Origin of the sequence: Bacillus sp. DNRA2 (assembly GCF_012843265.1) — a bacterium.
GTDB lineage: Bacteria > Bacillota > Bacilli > Bacillales > Cytobacillaceae > Bacillus_BU.
In genome coordinates, this window is record NZ_JABAIT010000024.1 from 1 (window position 1) to 17,286 (window position 17,286).

Consider the following 17,286-nt stretch of genomic DNA (forward strand, 5'->3'; position numbering starts at 1 on the left):
CGCTGCCGGGCTGTTTTAAAATGGAGGATTAGCTCAGCTGGGAGAGCATCTGCCTTACAAGCAGAGGGTCGGCGGTTCGAGCCCGTCATCCTCCACCATGCCGGTTTAGCTCAATTGGTAGAGCAACTGACTTGTAATCAGTAGGTTGGGGGTTCAAGTCCTCTAGCCGGCACCATTTTTTCGAGCCATTAGCTCAGTTGGTAGAGCATCTGACTTTTAATCAGAGGGTCGAAGGTTCGAGTCCTTCATGGCTCACCATTAATTAAATACGCGGGTGTGGCGGAATTGGCAGACGCACTAGACTTAGGATCTAGCGCCGCAAGGCGTGGGGGTTCGACTCCCTTCACCCGCACCATTTAATTTTCGCGGAAGTAGTTCAGTGGTAGAACACCACCTTGCCAAGGTGGGGGTCGCGGGTTCGAATCCCGTCTTCCGCTCCAGATTTTATGCCGGGGTGGCGGAACTGGCAGACGCACAGGACTTAAAATCCTGCGGTAGGTGACTACCGTACCGGTTCGATTCCGGTCCTCGGCACCATTTTTAATATGCGCCCGTAGCTCAATTGGATAGAGCGTCTGACTACGGATCAGAAGGTTATGGGTTCGACTCCTTTCGGGCGCGCCATATTAATTTCAATAACGGGAAGTAGCTCAGCTTGGTAGAGCACTTGGTTTGGGACCAAGGGGTCGCAGGTTCGAATCCTGTCTTCCCGACCATTCACACTTCTTTATGGGGCCTTAGCTCAGCTGGGAGAGCGCCTGCTTTGCACGCAGGAGGTCAGCGGTTCGATCCCGCTAGGCTCCACCATTTCCAATTTCTTATAACATTATGGCGGTGTAGCTCAGCTGGCTAGAGCGTACGGTTCATACCCGTAAGGTCGGGGGTTCGATCCCCTCCGCCGCTACCAAAACACAAAACTTAGGACCTTTAGCTCAGCTGGTTAGAGCAGACGGCTCATAACCGTCCGGTCGTAGGTTCGAGTCCTACAAGGTCCACCATTAATATTTTTATCGCGGAGGAATACCCAAGTCCGGCTGAAGGGATCGGTCTTGAAAACCGACAGGCGGGTTAAACCGCGCGGGGGTTCGAATCCCTCTTCCTCCGCCATTTTTATCCTTAAGTTAATATTTATTTTTACCGTCGCGGGGTGGAGCAGCCCGGTAGCTCGTCGGGCTCATAACCCGAAGGTCGCAGGTTCAAATCCTGCCCCCGCAATCATAATGGTCCGGTAGTTCAGTTGGTTAGAATGCCTGCCTGTCACGCAGGAGGTCGCGGGTTCGAGTCCCGTCCGGACCGCCATTTATGGCTCAGTAGCTCAGTCGGTAGAGCAATGGACTGAAAATCCATGTGTCGGCGGTTCGATTCCGTCCTGAGCCACCTTTATCATATTTAATAATGATTTACATTATGGCGATTGTGGCGAAGTGGTTAACGCACCTGATTGTGGTTCAGGCATTCGTGGGTTCGATTCCCATCAGTCGCCCCATTTAAATATTTGCGGGTGTAGTTTAGTGGTAAAACCACAGCCTTCCAAGCTGTTGTTGTGGGTTCGATTCCCATCACCCGCTCCATTTATGGGCCTATAGCTCAGCTGGTTAGAGCGCACGCCTGATAAGCGTGAGGTCGATGGTTCGAGTCCATTTAGGCCCATTTTCTATTTTAATTTTTATTGTTCCGCAGTAGCTCAGTGGTAGAGCAATCGGCTGTTAACCGATCGGTCGTAGGTTCGAGTCCTACCTGCGGAGCCATTTATTTGGGGAAGTACTCAAGAGGCTGAAGAGGCGCCCCTGCTAAGGGTGTAGGTCGGGTAACCGGCGCGAGGGTTCAAATCCCTCCTTCTCCGCCAGATATGTTGGCCCCTTGGTCAAGCGGTTAAGACACCGCCCTTTCACGGCGGTAACACGGGTTCGAATCCCGTAGGGGTCATAGGAAAAGCTATTAACTTTTTAGTTAATAGCTTTTTTGTTTTGTATTTTTAGATGTTTGCTAATCTAGTTTGAGGAAAGAAAGGGGATGGATTATCGAATCGAGTGAATGGGCGCCCGTGATCCAGCAAATATCGCCCAACTGGTAACGATAGCCTTCGAATCGTGCCCACCATCCAGCAAAAATCGCGAAAACGGTAACGATACTCCCCGAATCGTGCCCGCCATCCAGCAAAAATCGCCCAACCGGTAACGATAGCCCCCGAATCGTGCCCAACACCCAGCAAAAACCGCCCAACCGGTAACGATAACCCCCGAATCGTGTCCGCTAACCAGCAAAAATCACTCGACCGGTAACGATAACTCCCGAATCGTGCCCGCTATCCAGCAAAAATCGCCCAACCGGTAACGATAACCCCCGAATCGTGCCCACTATCCAGCAAAAATCGCCCAACCGGTAACGATAGCCCCCGAATGGTGCCCAACACCCAGCAAAAATCGCCCAACCGGTAACGATAGCCCCCGAATGGTGCCCGCTCCCCCAAAAATCAAGCAAAACGGTAACCAAAGCGCCAAAGTATAATGCCCTTCAATTAAAACCCTATCCATCCAAAACATAATAAACGCAATTCCAAATCCCCCACCAAAAACCTTAAAATAACTATTTTAAAATAACAAAATTACTTCATAATGCAACTACCTCAACTCCTGTTCTATATCTTCGGGTGGTAAGTTTTCACCAGGATTATTTAAGTCGAGATCCGAAGTAAATCCTGTAGAGGGACCTCGAAACATATCACCTGTCGCTAGTATTTTTCCATCTGGTGCATCAAAGAGAGGAACCTTCTCTTCCTTGTCCTCTAGCCTTTTTCCTGGTTGCGCTTTCATTTTAATAGACCTCCTTTTTAATCATGATTATTTTGTCAAATAAACAAATAAAATATGTCGAATTAGAGCAAATGAGAGTGAATCATCCCGTTATGTATCATAAAACAACAGATACTGTCTTAATATTTGGAAAATTATCGCTGTGATAATAATGCGTATGGGAGTATAGTTTTAGATAGGCCAAGTAAATAAGAAGTGGCGGGGTGTCAAATGACAGTGAAAACATTATTACCTACTGAGTTTGAATTATATCTTTATCATGCAGGGACATTGTATGAAAGCTATCAATTATTTGGTGCGCACATCTTTGAGGAAGATGGTAGACAGTTCACTAGATTTTGTTTGTGGGCGCCACATGCCAAGGAGGTAAATCTTGTTGGCGATTTTAATAATTGGAATGGAATGGGGTATTCCTTACATAAGTTAAATAAAGAGGGAGTTTGGGTGCTCGTTCTCGAGGGAAACCTGGAGGGCTGTCTATATAAGTTTGAAATAATTTCGCAAACTGGGGGAAAACTGCTGAAGGCTGACCCATATAGTTTCTATTCGGAATTGAGACCACGTACAGCATCAGTTGTTTACAACCTTGAGGGCTACAAATGGCACGACCAGGCATGGAAGCGGAAAAAGGCTAGAAAAAATGTGGCTAATGATCCAATGGTGATTTATGAAGTCCATGCAGGTTCGTGGAAGAAAAAGGACGATGGAAGCTTTCTTAACTATAAAGAATTGGCTGATGAGTTAATTCCCTATGTGATTGATGGGGGATTTACCCACGTGGAGCTTTTACCACTCGTTGAACACCCGCTCGATATCTCCTGGGGTTATCAAGGTGTAGGGTATTATTCATTAACGAGTCGCTATGGCACTCCACATGATTTTATGTATTTTGTCGATCAATGTCACCAGCATGGGATAGGTGTTATTCTCGATTGGGTGCCAGGGCATTTTTGTAAGGATGCACATGGGCTGTATTGCTTCGATGGGGATTTTGCCTATGAATACAAGGCCATGCACGACCGTGAAAATCATGTGTGGGGCACTGCTAATTTTGATTTAGGAAAGAGAGAAGTTCATAGCTTTTTAATTTCTAATGCGCTGTTCTGGATGAATTATTACCATATTGATGGATTTAGGGTTGATGCGGTATCGAACATCATATTCTGGCCTAATTCGGATGGTCAACATGTTAACACCTTTGGACTCGATTTTCTTAAGCATTTAAATCAGATTGTTAACAAACAGGATCCTACAGTAATGATGATTGCGGAAGATTCCACGGATTGGCCCCAAGTAACGGTACCGGCTGAACATGGTGGGCTCGGCTTCAGCTATAAATGGAATATGGGCTGGATGAATGACATGTTGAGCTATATGGAGACAGAGCCGGAGTATCGTTCTACGAAGCACAATAAGGTTACATTTTCATTTCTATATGCCTTTTCAGAAAACTTCATACTTCCTTTTTCACATGATGAGGTAGTACATGGAAAAAAATCTCTTCTGAATAAAATGCCTGGGGATTATTGGCGGAAGTTCGCACAATTAAGATTATTGTTGGGTTATATGATGGCCCATCCTGGAAAAAAGCTATTGTTTATGGGAACAGAATTTGGTCAGTTTTCAGAATGGAAGGATAAGGAACAGCTAGACTGGAACTTATTTGACTATGAGATGCATGTTAAAATGAATGACTATTGGAAACAGTTGTTAAAACTATATAAACGTTCTAAGCCTTTTTATGAGCTTGATCATACGTATGAGGGGTTTGAATGGATTGATGTAAATAATAATGATCAATCGGTATTTTCGTTCATACGTAAAGGCACAAGTCCCGATGAATTTTTAGTTGTGGTGTGCAACTTCAGTGAGTATCCATACGAAAATTACAAAATTGGGGTCCCAAAGGCAGGGAGCTATCGAGAAATTATTAATAGTGACGCTGAAGAGTTCGGCGGTGCTAATAATGTTAATAAAAAAGTATTAAAAGCAATAAATGAACCATTCCACGGAAGACCATATCAGGTTGAGATGACGATTCCTCCGTTTGGAATCAGTGTATTACGCCCTGTAAAACAAAGAAAGGAGCTGGAGGAAAATGGCAAAGAAAAAGTGCGTCGCCATGCTGTTGGCAGGAGGAAAGGGAAGCAGGCTTAATTCCTTAACAAAGGATATTGCAAAGCCAGCAGTACCATTTGGAGGAAAGTATCGAATTATTGATTTTGCTCTTAGTAATTGTACAAATTCAGGGATTGATACGGTAGGTGTTTTGACCCAATATCAGCCGCTTTTATTAAATTCTTATATTGGAATTGGAAGTGCGTGGGATTTAGATAGAAGAAACGGTGGCGTAACCGTGCTGCCACCATATGCAGAAACGTCCGAAGTGAAATGGTATTCCGGTACAGCAAGTGCTATCTATCAAAATATTAATTATTTAACCCAATATGACCCTGAGTACGTGTTAATTCTTTCAGGTGACCATATTTATAAAATGAATTACGAAGCCATGCTAGATTTCCATAAAGAGAAAGACGCCGATGTGACCATTTCGGTCATTGAAGTTCCATGGGATGAAGCAAACCGATTTGGTATCATGAACGCAACAGATGATATGAGCATTACTGAATTTGAAGAAAAGCCATCATATCCAAAGAGTAATTTGGCATCCATGGGGGTTTACATCTTTAATTGGAAAGTCTTAAAAGAGTATTTAATTAAGGATAATGATAATCCGCAGTCCAGTCATGATTTTGGAAAGGATATCATTCCTACATTACTAGACGAAGAGAAGAAGTTGGTTGCTTATCCGTTCAAGGGTTACTGGAAGGATGTAGGTACTGTCCGTAGTCTATGGGAAGCTAATATGGATTTATTAGATGAAAAGTGTGAATTGAATCTATTTGATCCATCCTGGCGCATTTATTCTGTCAATCCGAACCAGCCACCGCAATACATTTCTCCGCAAGCTTCAGTATTGGGCTCGATGATTAATGAAGGCTGCACGGTTGAGGGTGACGTTGAACGCTCTGTTATTTTCCAAGGCGTTACGATTGAAGCCGGTGCTGTAGTTCGTGAATCAGTGATCATGCCAGATGCGGTCATTGGTAGAAATGTTTACATTGAGAAGGCGATTATTCCTGAGGGAATTACGATTCCGGATGGTGCGGTAATTCGTGGAACAGAGGACCCAGAGGGAATTATTTTAGTATCAGAGGAAATGCTTTCGGACATAGAAATTCAATCAGAGACAACGCTGAATAAAAAGATTGGTTAGTTAGTTAAATAGGAGAGACAGTTATTCGCGAAGAAAAATATAGGGGGTTTTCAGCGTTGAAGAAGAGAATATTGGGAGTAATTGATGCAACTTATAAAGGGGAGCTAGAGGAGCTAATCGTCGATCGATCATTGGCAGCTGTTCCGTTTGCGGGCCGCTACCGCTTAATCGACTTTATTTTATCGAGCATGGTGAATTCGGGGATTAAGAGTGTCGCACTTTTCCCGAAATATCAATATCGCTCGCTCATGGATCATCTTGGGTCCGGGAGAAATTGGGATTTAAATCGCAAGCGGGATGGCTTGTTCTTATTTCCACCACAGCTGTTAGACGTTCCGAACGGAGGGAACTCGTTTGATCAATTTGCAGCTAATCTTAGCTTTTTCAAGCGTTGCTCACAGGAATATACGTTAGTGGCCAATTGCTTTACTGTTGCCAATATTGATTTCCGCGCTATTTTGGAATCGCATATTGAAGCGGACTGCGATATTACAGAGCTTCGTCATGATGGCAAATCGCTTGATATGTATGTATTGAAGACATCATTGTTAATTGAACTGTTGGAAAATCATAACCAGACTGGGTTTACTTCCATGAACGATGTGGTGAACTCATTGGCTCATAATTATAAGGTTTGTTATTACCAGTTTAAAGATTATGCGGTGATGATTGATTCCGTGAAAAAATATTTTGCAACGAGCATAGAGTTTTTACAGCCAGCTATTTGGAAAAACTTTTTCCAGAAGGATCAGCCGATCTTTACAAAGGTCATGGATGAACCGCCAACATTGTATGCTAAAGATGCCTCCATTCAAAATTCAATGATTGCCAACGGCTGCCAAATTGATGGAAAAATTGAAAATAGCATTATCGCTAGAGGCGTAAAGATTGGGAAAAATACCGTCATCAAAAACAGTATCATTTTACAAAAATGTGTGATTGAGGATGATTGCATTTTGGAAAATGTCATTCTTGATAAAGATGTAATGATTGAGTCTGGAAGAAAGATTCGCGTTTCACTAGATTCGCCGCGAATTCTTCGCAAGGATACGGTTCAAGGAGCTCTGATGAATTCGTGAAAATTTTGTTTGCAGTCTCTGAGTGTATTCCATTTATAAAATCGGGCGGATTGGCTGATGTTGCTGGTTCTTTGCCGAAGGAATTAGTGAATCAAGGAACTGATATACGCGTGATCCTTCCTAACTATGGAATGATTGGGCAAAAATATAAGCAGAAAATGAAAAAGGTAACTGATTTTACGGTGAAAGTTGGTTGGCGAAACCAATATTGTGGAATTATGGAGCTTAAGCTTGATGGAGTCACCTACTATTTTGTAGACAATGAGTATTATTTTAAGCGTGATGGTTTATATGGATATTTCGATGATGGAGAAAGATTTGCCTTTTTTAATCGAGCAGTCCTCGACGCGATTGCCCACTTGAATTTTTCCCCGGATATTATCCATTGCCACGACTGGCATACAGGAATGATTCCATTCTTGTACCGTGTAGAATATTATCGAAAACCAGGCTATGAATTCATTCGGACGATTTTTACGATTCATAATTTGATGTTTCAAGGGGTTTTCCCGAAAGAAACACTTGATGATTTGCTAGGAATTCACAGTAAATATTTTAATCAGGATCATTTAGAGTTTTTTGGAAATATCAATTTCATGAAAGCCGGCCTCGTGTCGGCGGACATGATCACAACTGTAAGTCCAACATATCTTGATGAAATTCAAACAGCCTACTTTGGTGAAAAGCTAGATGGACTATTGCGCAAGCGGAAATCCGATTTAAAAGGAATCTTAAACGGAATTGATGATGAGTTTTACAATCCAGCCAATGATTCATTGATTCATCAAACCTATGATGTTCAGTCACTTAATAAGAAGCTTGAGAATAAGCGCTATATCCAAAAAACGCTCGGTTTGCCAGAGAATGATGATATTCCGATAGTGGCGATGATTACCCGATTAACATCACAAAAGGGACTTGATCTTGTGAAGCGGGTATTTCATGATATGATGGCGGAACAAATTCAAATGGTGGTACTAGGGACTGGAGATTTGGAATTTGAATGGTTCTTCCGGGAAATGGAACATCGCTATCCTGATCAAGTTCGGGTGACAATCGGCTTTAATGAAGAATGGGCCCATCAGCTCTATGCGGGTTCTGACTTGTTTTTAATGCCGTCAAAATTTGAACCATGTGGGCTTGGGCAAATGATTGCGATGCGTTACGGAAGCATCCCGGTCGTTCGGGAAACGGGCGGTCTAAATGACACGGTACAAGCATATGATGAATGGTCGGATAAAGGGAATGGATTTACGTTCACCAACTTCAATGCTCACGATATGCTGTACACATTGCGTCGCGCATTGACATTCTATCATTATGAAAAAACAGTTTGGCGAAAATTAGTGAAGACGACGATGGAAATGGACTTTAGCTGGGCGCAATCAGCATTTCAATACAATCGGCTTTATTCCGAACTCATATCAAGGAGTGAAAGCCATGTTTTCTAATAAGCAGGAATTTCAGCATGCTTTTTTGAAGCGGCTTGAGATGATGTGTGGTAAACCGTTTAAGGAAAGCTCAAAAAGTGATCATTTTCTAACGCTAGGGCACATGATTCGCGAATATGTCAGCTCAAACTGGATTCATACGAAGGAGAAGTACCGGCTCAGTAATCAAAAGCAGGTATATTATCTTTCAATTGAATTCTTGCTCGGCCGCTTGCTCCGCCATAATTTAATGAATTTAGGGATTGAAGAATTAGTGGAAAGCGGTTTGCAGGAGCTTGGCGTTGATTTAACTGAATTAGAAGAGATTGAGTCTGATGCAGGCTTGGGAAATGGCGGGCTAGGCCGCTTGGCTGCCTGCTTTCTTGATTCGTTAGCGTCATTGAATCTTCCGGGTCATGGCTGTGGGATCCGCTATCGTCACGGCTTGTTCGAACAAAAGTTTGTCGATGGCTACCAGGTTGAACTGCCTGAACAATGGCTTCGATACGGACAAGTTTGGGAGGTACGCAAGAATGACTTAGCCGTGGAAGTGCCATTTTGGGGTGAAATAGAGGCCTATAATGATGAGAATAATCGGCTTTGTTTCCGCCACATCAATGCTGAAGTGGTGACTGCTGTACCTTATGATTTACCGGTAATCGGTTATGAAACGGAAACGGTCAATACACTTCGTCTTTGGAGTGCCGAGCCGTCACCTTATCCATTTTACCGAGATGTGATGAAGTATAAGCGGGAAACTGAAGCGATCTCGGAATTTCTCTATCCTGATGATACTCATGATGAAGGTAAGATTCTTAGGCTGAAGCAACAGTATTTACTTGTGTCAGCTAGCGTTCGGACGATTATCCGTGGCTTTCGGGCTACGCATCGACCGCTTACGGAGTTGCCCGATCGGATTGCGATACATATCAATGATACTCATCCGGTGATGGCTATTCCAGAAATGATGCGAATTCTGCTTGATGAGGAAAAGCTGAGCTGGGAAGATGCGTGGGACATTACGACGAGAACGATTTCATACACGAACCATACGACGCTGTCAGAGGCATTGGAAAAATGGCCAGTCCGCTTGTTTAAGCCGCTTTTGCCACGGATTTATATGATTATTGAGGAAATCAATCGCCGCTTCTGTGAGGATTTATGGGCGCTTTATCCGGGCGATTGGGACCGCATCAATAACATGACGATTATTTCGCATGATGAAGTGAAAATGGCCCACTTAGCCTTAGTGGGGAGCTTCAGCATCAATGGAGTGGCGCAAATTCATACCGATATTTTAAAAAATCGCGAAATGAATCTGTTCTATCAAATTTTTCCGGACAAGTTTAATAATAAGACGAACGGCATTACCCATCGCCGTTGGTTGTTAAAATCAAATCCGAAGCTATCCAACTTGATTACGAGTGCGATTGGCTCAGATTGGGTGCATGCCCCGCAGCATTTGGCTAAATTGAAGGAATATCAAGATGATCGTGGTTTTCTGGATCAATTGCGCCAAGTAAAGCAGGAGAACAAGCAGCGTTTTTCTGAGCGGGTGTTCGAGCAAACAGGGATTAGCATCGATCCACATTCGATTTTTGATGTTCACGTGAAACGGCTTCATGCCTATAAGCGACAGCTGTTGAATGTGCTACACATCATGCATTTGTATAATCGGTTGAAAGAGGACCCGAGCTTTAATATGTATCCGCGCACGTTCATTTTCGGTGCCAAGGCCTCACCTGGTTACTATTATGCTAAGAAAATCATTAAGCTGATTAATACCGTTGCCGACAGGATTAACGGGGACCACGAAGTGAACGATATGCTAAAGGTGGTTTTCCTTGAAAATTACCGTGTCTCTGTTGCGGAGGAATTGTTCCCTGCAGCTGACGTCAGTGAACAGATTTCTACAGCCAGTAAGGAAGCTTCGGGCACCGGGAATATGAAGTTGATGATGAATGGTGCAGTAACAGTAGGGACACTTGATGGCGCCAATGTGGAGATTAAAGAAAAGGTCGGAGACGATAATATCTTTATTTTTGGATTAACGGCCGAGGAAGTGCTCCATTTCTATCAAAATGGCGGCTACCATTCAATGGAATATTATCATCATGACAAAAAGATTCGTCAGGTAATTGACCAGCTGACGAATGGCTTCTTCCCTGATGTAGATGATGAGTTTGAACCAATCTACGATTCCTTGCTGATTCAAAATGATCAATATTTTGTGTTAAGAGACTTTGATTCCTACGTTTCCGTGCATAAGGAAGTGGAAAGAAAGTTCAGGGACCGTGATTTATGGAATAAAATGAGCTTGCTTAATATTGCTGGCTCGGGGTATTTCTCAAGTGACCGGACGATTCAAGAATATGCCGATGACATTTGGAAAATTAATCGAGGGTAATGTGGGTTGAAAAGTAGTTACGATAAAAAAGCGGCTGGGATATTGTCCTGAGCCGCTTTTGCGTTTCTTATAATAAATACGAGATAAATAATCCAATTGATAGCAAGAATCCAAAGATTGTGTTCGTTTGTGCAGTTGCCTTCATCGCCGGCATCATTTGTAACGGCATATTATTTTTAAAGAAGCCGCTGATTGCCTTTAACGGCTTAGGTGAGCTTAACACGACGATTGCTAACCATGGTGATACAACTTTTAAGAAAATAAGGACGAATACCCAAGCATAAGAAATAATAAACATTCCAGCTAGGAATAATATGGCCCCTTTTCTTCCTAATAAAATCGCTAACGTTTTACGACCAAATTCTTTATCTCCATCTAAATCGCGGATGTTATTGGCCATTAGAATTGCACCAACTAAAATGGTAATTGGAATGGATACAAGAATGGCAGTTTCTGAGACATTACCTGTTTGAATAAAATAAGAAATGAGGACAATTAAGCATCCCATGAAAAAGCCTGCAAATAGTTCACCTAGTGGAGTATAGGCAATCGGAAGCGGTCCGCCTGTGTATAAGTATCCCATTAGCATCGATACAGAACCAATCAAAGCTAACCACCAGCTAGTGCCAGCACAAATGTATACGCCAAGTAATAAGGAAATTCCGTATAAAGCTAGTGCGATATATAGGACAGTTTTGGCTTCTATTCCTTCGCGAACAATTGCCCCGCCAATGCCCACTGATTCTGCGGTATCTAAGCCTCGTTTAAAATCATAGTATTCATTAAACATATTGGTAGCAGCTTGGATAAGCAAGCAAGCTAGTAGCATTGCTACAAAAAGTCCAATATGAATATCTGTATGCGGCATTGCTAACGCCGTTCCGAGCAGAACTGGCACAAATGCTGCTGTTAATGTATGTGGTCGAGTGAGTTGCCACCAAACACCCCATCTAGTCCGTTTAACAACCGATGATGATTTAGTATTTTGCATTTGTGGTTGCATATATTAGACGCTCCTCCCGCGAAAAATGTAGAATCAAACTTTATTATTTTACTGAAAAAATCGAAGACTGTCAAAGGAGCACTTATCCTTAGTGTAGAAAATCACCACTAAAGTGTCAATTCATATCATCAAATTGGAAAACAATAATAAAAGGATGATATTATTGGGAGGAAGGATGTTTTTCTACAAAAAATGTTGATTGGATAAAGACGCACTTCGCTGAAATCAACAGTATTTAGATAACATGTGTACAAATTGTATAGTTTAAGTGAATCGATATAATAATAAGGAAAATACTAGGATTCGCTGTGACGCCAATTATTGACACGTTTTTTAAAAAGGGGTATCTTATAAAGAGCTTAAAATGAAAGGATAACAGGCTTTTTGCTGTTATTGGGGGGATTATTTTGGTAATCTTACATTCGGAGTTAAAGACGCGGATCTTCGAAGCGATTTCAAAGGCCAAGACTTTAACTTTACCTGTATTAGTTAGTGAAGTTCAAAAAATTGATCCTATCGAACCCCTGTCATTTTTCTTTTCTGGTAGTGAAAAATACTTTGGTGAGCGCTTTTTTTGGAAAGATGCTTCAAGCCAAAGCTTTTTAGTTGGTTTAGGGATTTGTCAGCAATTTGAAACAGATCAGACCGAGCATCGTTTTCATTATATTCAATCAGAGTGGAAGCGCTTTATTGATCATTCGATTATCTTTAATCCATTTTCAGTTAATGGAGTTGGTCCAACATTGTTTGGTGGATTCTCCTTTGATCCTTTAAAAATAAAAACCGCGCTTTGGTCTAATTATTCAAATTCACTATTTCACATTCCAAAGTATATGCTTTCGATTATTGACGGACAAGCATACTTAACAACAAATATTCTTTGTACTCAAGATGATGACCCATCCATGGTGGAACAAATTTGGCAAGAGCGGGAACGGTTATTGCTTAAGGACAATCGTTCTTTTTCTTTTGATGAAAGTCAACTTGTGCGTACAGAGGAAGTACAGCCAGAAGCTTGGAAAAAAACAGTCGATGCAATTGTAAATGAATTAAAGGAAGGCCCATTGAAAAAAGTCGTTCTTGCCCGCGAGCTAAGATTGCACTTTAATGAGCCAGTCCAGGTTGAAAAGGTGCTCGAGAACTTGTTCCGTGAGCAGTCCGAAAGCTTTATTTTTGCGTTTGAATCCGAGGGCGATTGCTTTGTTGGTGCATCACCAGAACGCTTGTTAAAAAAGAACGGAAATGATGTGTTTACAACCTGTTTAGCAGGCTCGATTAAACGGGGCAAAACGCTTGAAGAAGATAACGTATTAGGAACTGATATTTTGAATGATCATAAAAACCTGATTGAACACCAGTATGTGGTTGAAATGATTAAAGAAGCGATGAGTGAGGTATGCACGGAAGTGATTTTACCTGATCAGCCGCAATTGATGAAAATGCGCGATATTCAGCATTTATATACACCAGTTATCGCGAAAACCGATGCTGGGACTTCGCTACTTCAAATCGTGGAACGTCTTCATCCGACCCCGGCACTAGGCGGTTTACCAAAGAAAGAAGCGGTTGAGAAAATCCGTGAGGTTGAATTGCTTGATCGTGGTTTTTATGCTGGTCCAATTGGCTGGCTTGACTACCGTGGCAATGGTGAATTTGCCGTTGCAATTCGCTCTGGTTTAATTCAAGGAAATGAAGCGTCCTTATTTGCTGGCTGCGGCGTTGTAGCCGATTCAGATTCTGAAAGTGAGTATTTAGAGACAAACATTAAGTTACGTCCGATGCTAACTGCGCTTGGAGGAGAATGAAAATGAATCACCAGGAATCACTTACTGCATATTTAGCAGCATTTGTTGGAGAGCTCGTTCAATCAGGCGTGACTGATGTAGTCGTCAGTCCTGGTTCGCGTTCGACTCCACTAGCGTTGATGATGGCCGAGCATCCCGGCCTTCGCGTACATATTCAAATTGATGAACGATCAGCAGGATTTTTTGCATTAGGAATTGCCAAAGCGTCGCGTAAAACTGTGGCGCTTCTTTGTACTTCCGGAACTGCTGCTGCCAATTACTTTCCGGCGGTCGTTGAAGCCAATATTTCACGGGTACCATTGCTTGTGCTAACAGCTGATCGCCCTCATGAGTTGCGTGATGTTGGGGCACCACAGGCAATTGATCAAATTCATTTATACGGGAACCATGTGAAATGGTTCGTTGAAATGGCACTACCAGAGGCCACAACTGAAATCATCCGCTACGCCGAAACCGTGTGTGCAAGGGCGATTGCCACTACACAAATGTCACCAGCTGGTCCGGTCCATTTGAATTTTCCATTCCGTGAACCATTAATTCCGCTTTTGGATAATCCGGAGTTATTTGAAAAATATAGACGGCCGAAAGGTTCTATTAAAATTCGCACTGGTGAATTAACACTGCCGCAGTCTGAGTTTGAGAGATTGGCACAGGAATGGTCTGCTGACGCTAAAGGAGTGATTGTTTGTGGACCAATTGATCATCCTGATTTTGCTGACGCAGTAATTACGCTTAGTGAAAAGCTACAATTTCCGATTTTAGCTGATCCACTATCGCAATTGCGGAGTGGTCAACATAATAAAAATGTAATGATTGATACATATGATACATTTTTGCGAAATGCAATGGCGAAGGATTTCTTAACACCTAATATCGTGATTCGTTTTGGGGCAATGCCTGTTTCGAAGGCGTTGACGATTTTCTTAAAAGAAAACAGTGAAGCGACACATTATGTGATAGACGGTGGTGGCGGCTGGCGTGACCCGAATGCGATTACTTCTGAAATGATTTATTGTGATGAAGCATTGCTGTGTAAGGCTGTTTTGCCAATTGTTGCAGGGCGCCAGGACTCAGATTATTTGATAGATTGGACAGGGCTAAATGAGATAACCAAGCAACATCTTGCTCGGGTCAATGATGAAACGAAGCTTAGTGAAGCAAAGTTGTTTTATCGATTGGCTGAAATGTTGCCAGAGAACGCGACTGTCTTTGTCGGCAACAGTATGCCAATTCGAGATTTGGATTCATTTTTCCATAACAATGAAAAGAACATTCGTGTCATGGCCAATCGTGGTGCGAATGGAATTGATGGAGTTGTCTCAACGGCATTAGGGGCAGCGATTGTGCACCAGCCTTTCTATTTAATCCTTGGAGATTTAACGTTGTTCCATGATTTGAATGGGTTGATTGCTTCTAAAATGCACAAAATACCATTTAATGTCATTGTGATTAATAATAATGGTGGCGGGATCTTCTCGTTTTTACCGCAGTCCAATCATCCAAAGCATTTTGAATTATTGTTCGGAACACCTGCCGATCTTGATTTTAGCCATGCTGTGAAGATGTATGGTGGCGAATATGCGAATGTCGAGGATTGGGATCATTTAGCCGGGGCGCTTGTGGACAACCGTGAAGGAGCTGGTCTCCATGTATATGAAATCACAACAAATCGTGATAGCAATCTAAAAGAGCATCGAGATTTGTGGAAAAATGTTTCCCAGGAAATAGAAAAATGGCTACAGGGCAAAGCGTTATGAACCTCGAGGTAAACGGACTCAGGTACCATGTTGAAACTGTTGGGGAAGGCTATCCGCTTGTCGTCTTGCATGGATTTACAGGATCCGGAGAGAATTGGCGCTCGTTAAGCGGTCAATGGTCAGAGCATTCCAAGGTGATTATGATTGATATTATCGGTCACGGTGAAACAGAGTCACCTGTGGATTTCTCGCGATATGGGATGGATTTTGCCGTACACGATTTGGCTGCGCTGCTTGAGAAGTTGGGATTTGATCAAGTAGATTTTCTTGGTTACTCGATGGGCGGCCGTTTGGCGTTATCGTTTGCGGTCACACACCCGGAACGAGTCCGAAAGCTAGTGCTTGAAAGTGCTTCGCCAGGATTAAAAACTGAAGCAGAGCGTGCTCTCAGGAGAGAAAATGATGCGAAACTTGCTGAAATGATCCGAACAGAGGGTATCGAAAGCTTTGTGAATTATTGGGAAAGAATCCCGCTGTTTGCATCGCAATTGCTAATTCCTAGAGAGGTGCGAGAGCAAACTCGCAAACAGCGCTTGGCAAACTCTGTGGCAGGTTTATCCGGGAGCTTACTCGGAATGGGAACCGGCGCCCAAAGTTCATGTTGGGAGGCACTAGGGCAGCTATCATGTGAGGTTTTGCTAATAACTGGTGAGCTTGACAAAAAGTTTTGCCAAATTGCGAGTGAAATGGTTGATTTGGTGAAAAATAGCAAATGGGTTGTCGTAGATCAGTGTGGACATGCAATTCATGTGGAACAACCAGAAAAATTTGGTACAATAGTAAGTGGGTTTTTAAAACTACATAATAAGGAGGAAATGTAAATGGCAGTTGAATGGGTAGCCCGTAAACAATACGAAGACATTCTATATGAAACATACAATGGCATTGCCAAAATTACGATTAACCGTCCAGAAGTACGCAATGCGTTCCGTCCTAAAACGGTAATGGAATTAATCGATGCATTCGCAGAAGCTCGTGATGACAGCGAGGTTGGCGTCATTATTTTAACAGGAGCAGGTGATGATGCATTCTGTTCTGGTGGAGACCAAAAGGTTCGCGGACATGGCGGCTATGTTGGCGATGACAAAATTCCACGTTTAAACGTACTTGACCTTCAGCGCTTAATCCGCGTAATTCCTAAGCCAGTTGTAGCAATGGTTAGAGGTTATGCAATTGGTGGCGGTCATGTATTACATATCGTTTGTGATTTAACAATTGCTGCTGACAATGCTAAATTTGGTCAAACAGGTCCGAAGGTAGGTAGCTTTGACGCTGGTTATGGCTCAGGCTATTTAGCTCGTATCGTTGGTCATAAGAAGGCTCGCGAAATTTGGTACTTATGCCGTCAGTACAATGCGCAGGAAGCATTGGACATGGGGCTTGTTAATACAGTGGTTCCGCTTGCCCAAGTTGAAGAAGAAACGGTTAAGTGGTGTGAGGAAATGCTTTCAATGAGCCCTACAGCGCTTCGTTTCTTGAAAGCAGCATTTAATGCTGATACTGATGGTTTAGCTGGTATTCAGCAATTCGCTGGTGACGCGACGTTGCTTTATTATACAACTGATGAAGCAAAAGAAGGCCGCGATGCGTTCAAAGAAAAACGCCAACCAGACTTCGGTAAGTTTCCAAGATTCCCTTGATTTGAACAAACAGGACAGCTTGATGGACGCCATCAAGCTGTTTTTTTGAAGGAATTAGATAATTGGGTGCGTGCG

Annotated in this window: 12 protein-coding genes and 21 tRNA genes; 30 read left to right on the forward strand and 3 right to left on the reverse strand. The window is 42.8% G+C overall.

The features are described 5' to 3' along the window. The first annotated feature begins 22 nt into the window (after positions 1-22). The 21 genes from HHO41_RS17605 (at position 23) to HHO41_RS17705 (ending at position 1,926) form a co-directional block, all read left to right on the forward strand. Positions 23-98 (forward strand) — tRNA-Val (locus HHO41_RS17605). A 1-nt stretch (position 99) separates the two neighbouring features. Beyond that, positions 100-175: transfer RNA gene (locus HHO41_RS17610), tRNA-Thr, on the forward strand. Between the two features lie 7 nt (positions 176-182). After that, positions 183-258, forward strand: a tRNA-Lys gene (locus tag HHO41_RS17615). 12 nt (positions 259-270) lie between these two features. Next, positions 271-355 (forward strand) — tRNA-Leu (locus tag HHO41_RS17620). A gap of 10 nt (positions 356-365) precedes the next feature. Then, positions 366-440: transfer RNA gene (locus HHO41_RS17625), tRNA-Gly, on the forward strand. Between the two features lie 8 nt (positions 441-448). Further along, positions 449-537, forward strand: a tRNA-Leu gene (locus tag HHO41_RS17630). A 10-nt stretch (positions 538-547) separates the two neighbouring features. Then, a tRNA-Arg gene (locus HHO41_RS17635) sits at positions 548-624 on the forward strand. Between the two features lie 15 nt (positions 625-639). Further along, positions 640-716: transfer RNA gene (locus HHO41_RS17640), tRNA-Pro, on the forward strand. A 15-nt stretch (positions 717-731) separates the two neighbouring features. Continuing rightward, positions 732-807: transfer RNA gene (locus HHO41_RS17645), tRNA-Ala, on the forward strand. Between the two features lie 23 nt (positions 808-830). Then, positions 831-907, forward strand: a tRNA-Met gene (locus HHO41_RS17650). 14 nt (positions 908-921) lie between these two features. Continuing rightward, positions 922-998: transfer RNA gene (locus tag HHO41_RS17655), tRNA-Ile, on the forward strand. Positions 999-1,014: 16 nt separating this feature from the next. Continuing rightward, positions 1,015-1,107, forward strand: a tRNA-Ser gene (locus HHO41_RS17660). A gap of 34 nt (positions 1,108-1,141) precedes the next feature. Then, positions 1,142-1,215, forward strand: a tRNA-Met gene (locus HHO41_RS17665). Positions 1,216-1,222: 7 nt separating this feature from the next. Continuing rightward, positions 1,223-1,299: transfer RNA gene (locus HHO41_RS17670), tRNA-Asp, on the forward strand. 5 nt (positions 1,300-1,304) lie between these two features. Continuing rightward, positions 1,305-1,377, forward strand: a tRNA-Phe gene (locus HHO41_RS17675). Between the two features lie 33 nt (positions 1,378-1,410). Beyond that, positions 1,411-1,486 (forward strand) — tRNA-His (locus HHO41_RS17680). Between the two features lie 11 nt (positions 1,487-1,497). Beyond that, a tRNA-Gly gene (locus HHO41_RS17685) sits at positions 1,498-1,571 on the forward strand. 5 nt (positions 1,572-1,576) lie between these two features. After that, positions 1,577-1,650, forward strand: a tRNA-Ile gene (locus HHO41_RS17690). Between the two features lie 23 nt (positions 1,651-1,673). Continuing rightward, a tRNA-Asn gene (locus HHO41_RS17695) sits at positions 1,674-1,748 on the forward strand. A 7-nt stretch (positions 1,749-1,755) separates the two neighbouring features. After that, positions 1,756-1,846 (forward strand) — tRNA-Ser (locus HHO41_RS17700). Positions 1,847-1,854: 8 nt separating this feature from the next. Next, positions 1,855-1,926, forward strand: a tRNA-Glu gene (locus HHO41_RS17705). A 431-nt stretch (positions 1,927-2,357) separates the two neighbouring features. Here the strand turns inward: HHO41_RS17705 and HHO41_RS17710 are convergent. After that, complete coding sequence (locus HHO41_RS17710) at positions 2,358-2,501, reverse strand: hypothetical protein (RefSeq protein WP_169101101.1); 144 nt, start codon at positions 2,499-2,501, stop codon at positions 2,358-2,360. 120 nt (positions 2,502-2,621) lie between these two features. Next, the gene (locus tag HHO41_RS17715) at positions 2,622-2,813 is read right to left on the reverse strand and encodes a hypothetical protein (protein ID WP_169101103.1); all 192 of its coding nucleotides are present in this window, start codon (positions 2,811-2,813) and stop codon (positions 2,622-2,624) included. A 210-nt stretch (positions 2,814-3,023) separates the two neighbouring features. Between HHO41_RS17715 and glgB the strand changes: the two genes are divergently transcribed. The 5 genes from glgB to HHO41_RS17740 are packed head-to-tail and all read left to right on the forward strand — an operon-like array spanning position 3,024 to position 11,006. Next, positions 3,024-4,970: a 1,4-alpha-glucan branching protein GlgB gene (glgB, locus tag HHO41_RS17720; RefSeq protein ID WP_169101105.1), complete on the forward strand. Its 1,947-nt coding sequence runs from the start codon at positions 3,024-3,026 to the stop codon at positions 4,968-4,970. Next, positions 4,912-6,090: a glucose-1-phosphate adenylyltransferase gene (locus tag HHO41_RS17725; protein ID WP_169101107.1), complete on the forward strand. Its 1,179-nt coding sequence runs from the start codon at positions 4,912-4,914 to the stop codon at positions 6,088-6,090. Before glgB ends, HHO41_RS17725 begins: the two co-directional genes overlap by 59 nt. A 56-nt stretch (positions 6,091-6,146) precedes the next feature. Next, positions 6,147-7,169 carry a GlgC family sugar phosphate nucleotidyltransferase gene (locus HHO41_RS17730; RefSeq protein ID WP_169101109.1) on the forward strand — a complete coding sequence of 341 codons (1,023 nt, stop codon included), beginning with the start codon at positions 6,147-6,149 and terminating at the stop codon, positions 7,167-7,169. After that, entirely contained in the window at positions 7,166-8,620 is a 1,455-nt protein-coding gene (gene glgA, locus HHO41_RS17735; protein WP_169101111.1) for a glycogen synthase GlgA, read from the forward strand. Before HHO41_RS17730 ends, glgA begins: the two co-directional genes overlap by 4 nt. Further along, a complete protein-coding gene (locus tag HHO41_RS17740) occupies positions 8,610-11,006 on the forward strand; it encodes a glycogen/starch/alpha-glucan phosphorylase (protein ID WP_169101113.1) in 2,397 nt (798 codons plus the stop codon). Before glgA ends, HHO41_RS17740 begins: the two co-directional genes overlap by 11 nt. Positions 11,007-11,073: 67 nt before the next feature. On the opposite strand, the gene HHO41_RS17745 is transcribed toward HHO41_RS17740, so the two are convergent. Then, entirely contained in the window at positions 11,074-12,009 is a 936-nt protein-coding gene (locus HHO41_RS17745; protein ID WP_169101115.1) for a 1,4-dihydroxy-2-naphthoate polyprenyltransferase, read from the reverse strand. Between the two features lie 404 nt (positions 12,010-12,413). On the opposite strand from HHO41_RS17745, the gene HHO41_RS17750 reads away from it, so the two are divergent. Genes HHO41_RS17750 through menB form a run of 4 tightly spaced genes read left to right on the forward strand, consistent with a single transcriptional unit; the run spans position 12,414 to position 17,211 of the window. Beyond that, positions 12,414-13,814, forward strand: coding sequence for an isochorismate synthase (locus tag HHO41_RS17750; protein ID WP_169101217.1), 1,401 nt, complete (start codon positions 12,414-12,416; stop codon positions 13,812-13,814). 2 nt (positions 13,815-13,816) lie between these two features. After that, the gene (gene menD / locus HHO41_RS17755; RefSeq protein ID WP_169101117.1) at positions 13,817-15,571 is read left to right on the forward strand and encodes a 2-succinyl-5-enolpyruvyl-6-hydroxy-3-cyclohexene-1-carboxylic-acid synthase; all 1,755 of its coding nucleotides are present in this window, start codon (positions 13,817-13,819) and stop codon (positions 15,569-15,571) included. Continuing rightward, the gene (gene menH / locus HHO41_RS17760) at positions 15,547-16,392 is read left to right on the forward strand and encodes a 2-succinyl-6-hydroxy-2,4-cyclohexadiene-1-carboxylate synthase (protein WP_248278524.1); all 846 of its coding nucleotides are present in this window, start codon (positions 15,547-15,549) and stop codon (positions 16,390-16,392) included. The genes menD and menH overlap by 25 nt, the downstream gene beginning before the upstream one ends. Then, positions 16,393-17,211: a 1,4-dihydroxy-2-naphthoyl-CoA synthase gene (menB, locus tag HHO41_RS17765; protein WP_169101119.1), complete on the forward strand. Its 819-nt coding sequence runs from the start codon at positions 16,393-16,395 to the stop codon at positions 17,209-17,211. Positions 17,212-17,286 lie beyond the last annotated feature (75 nt).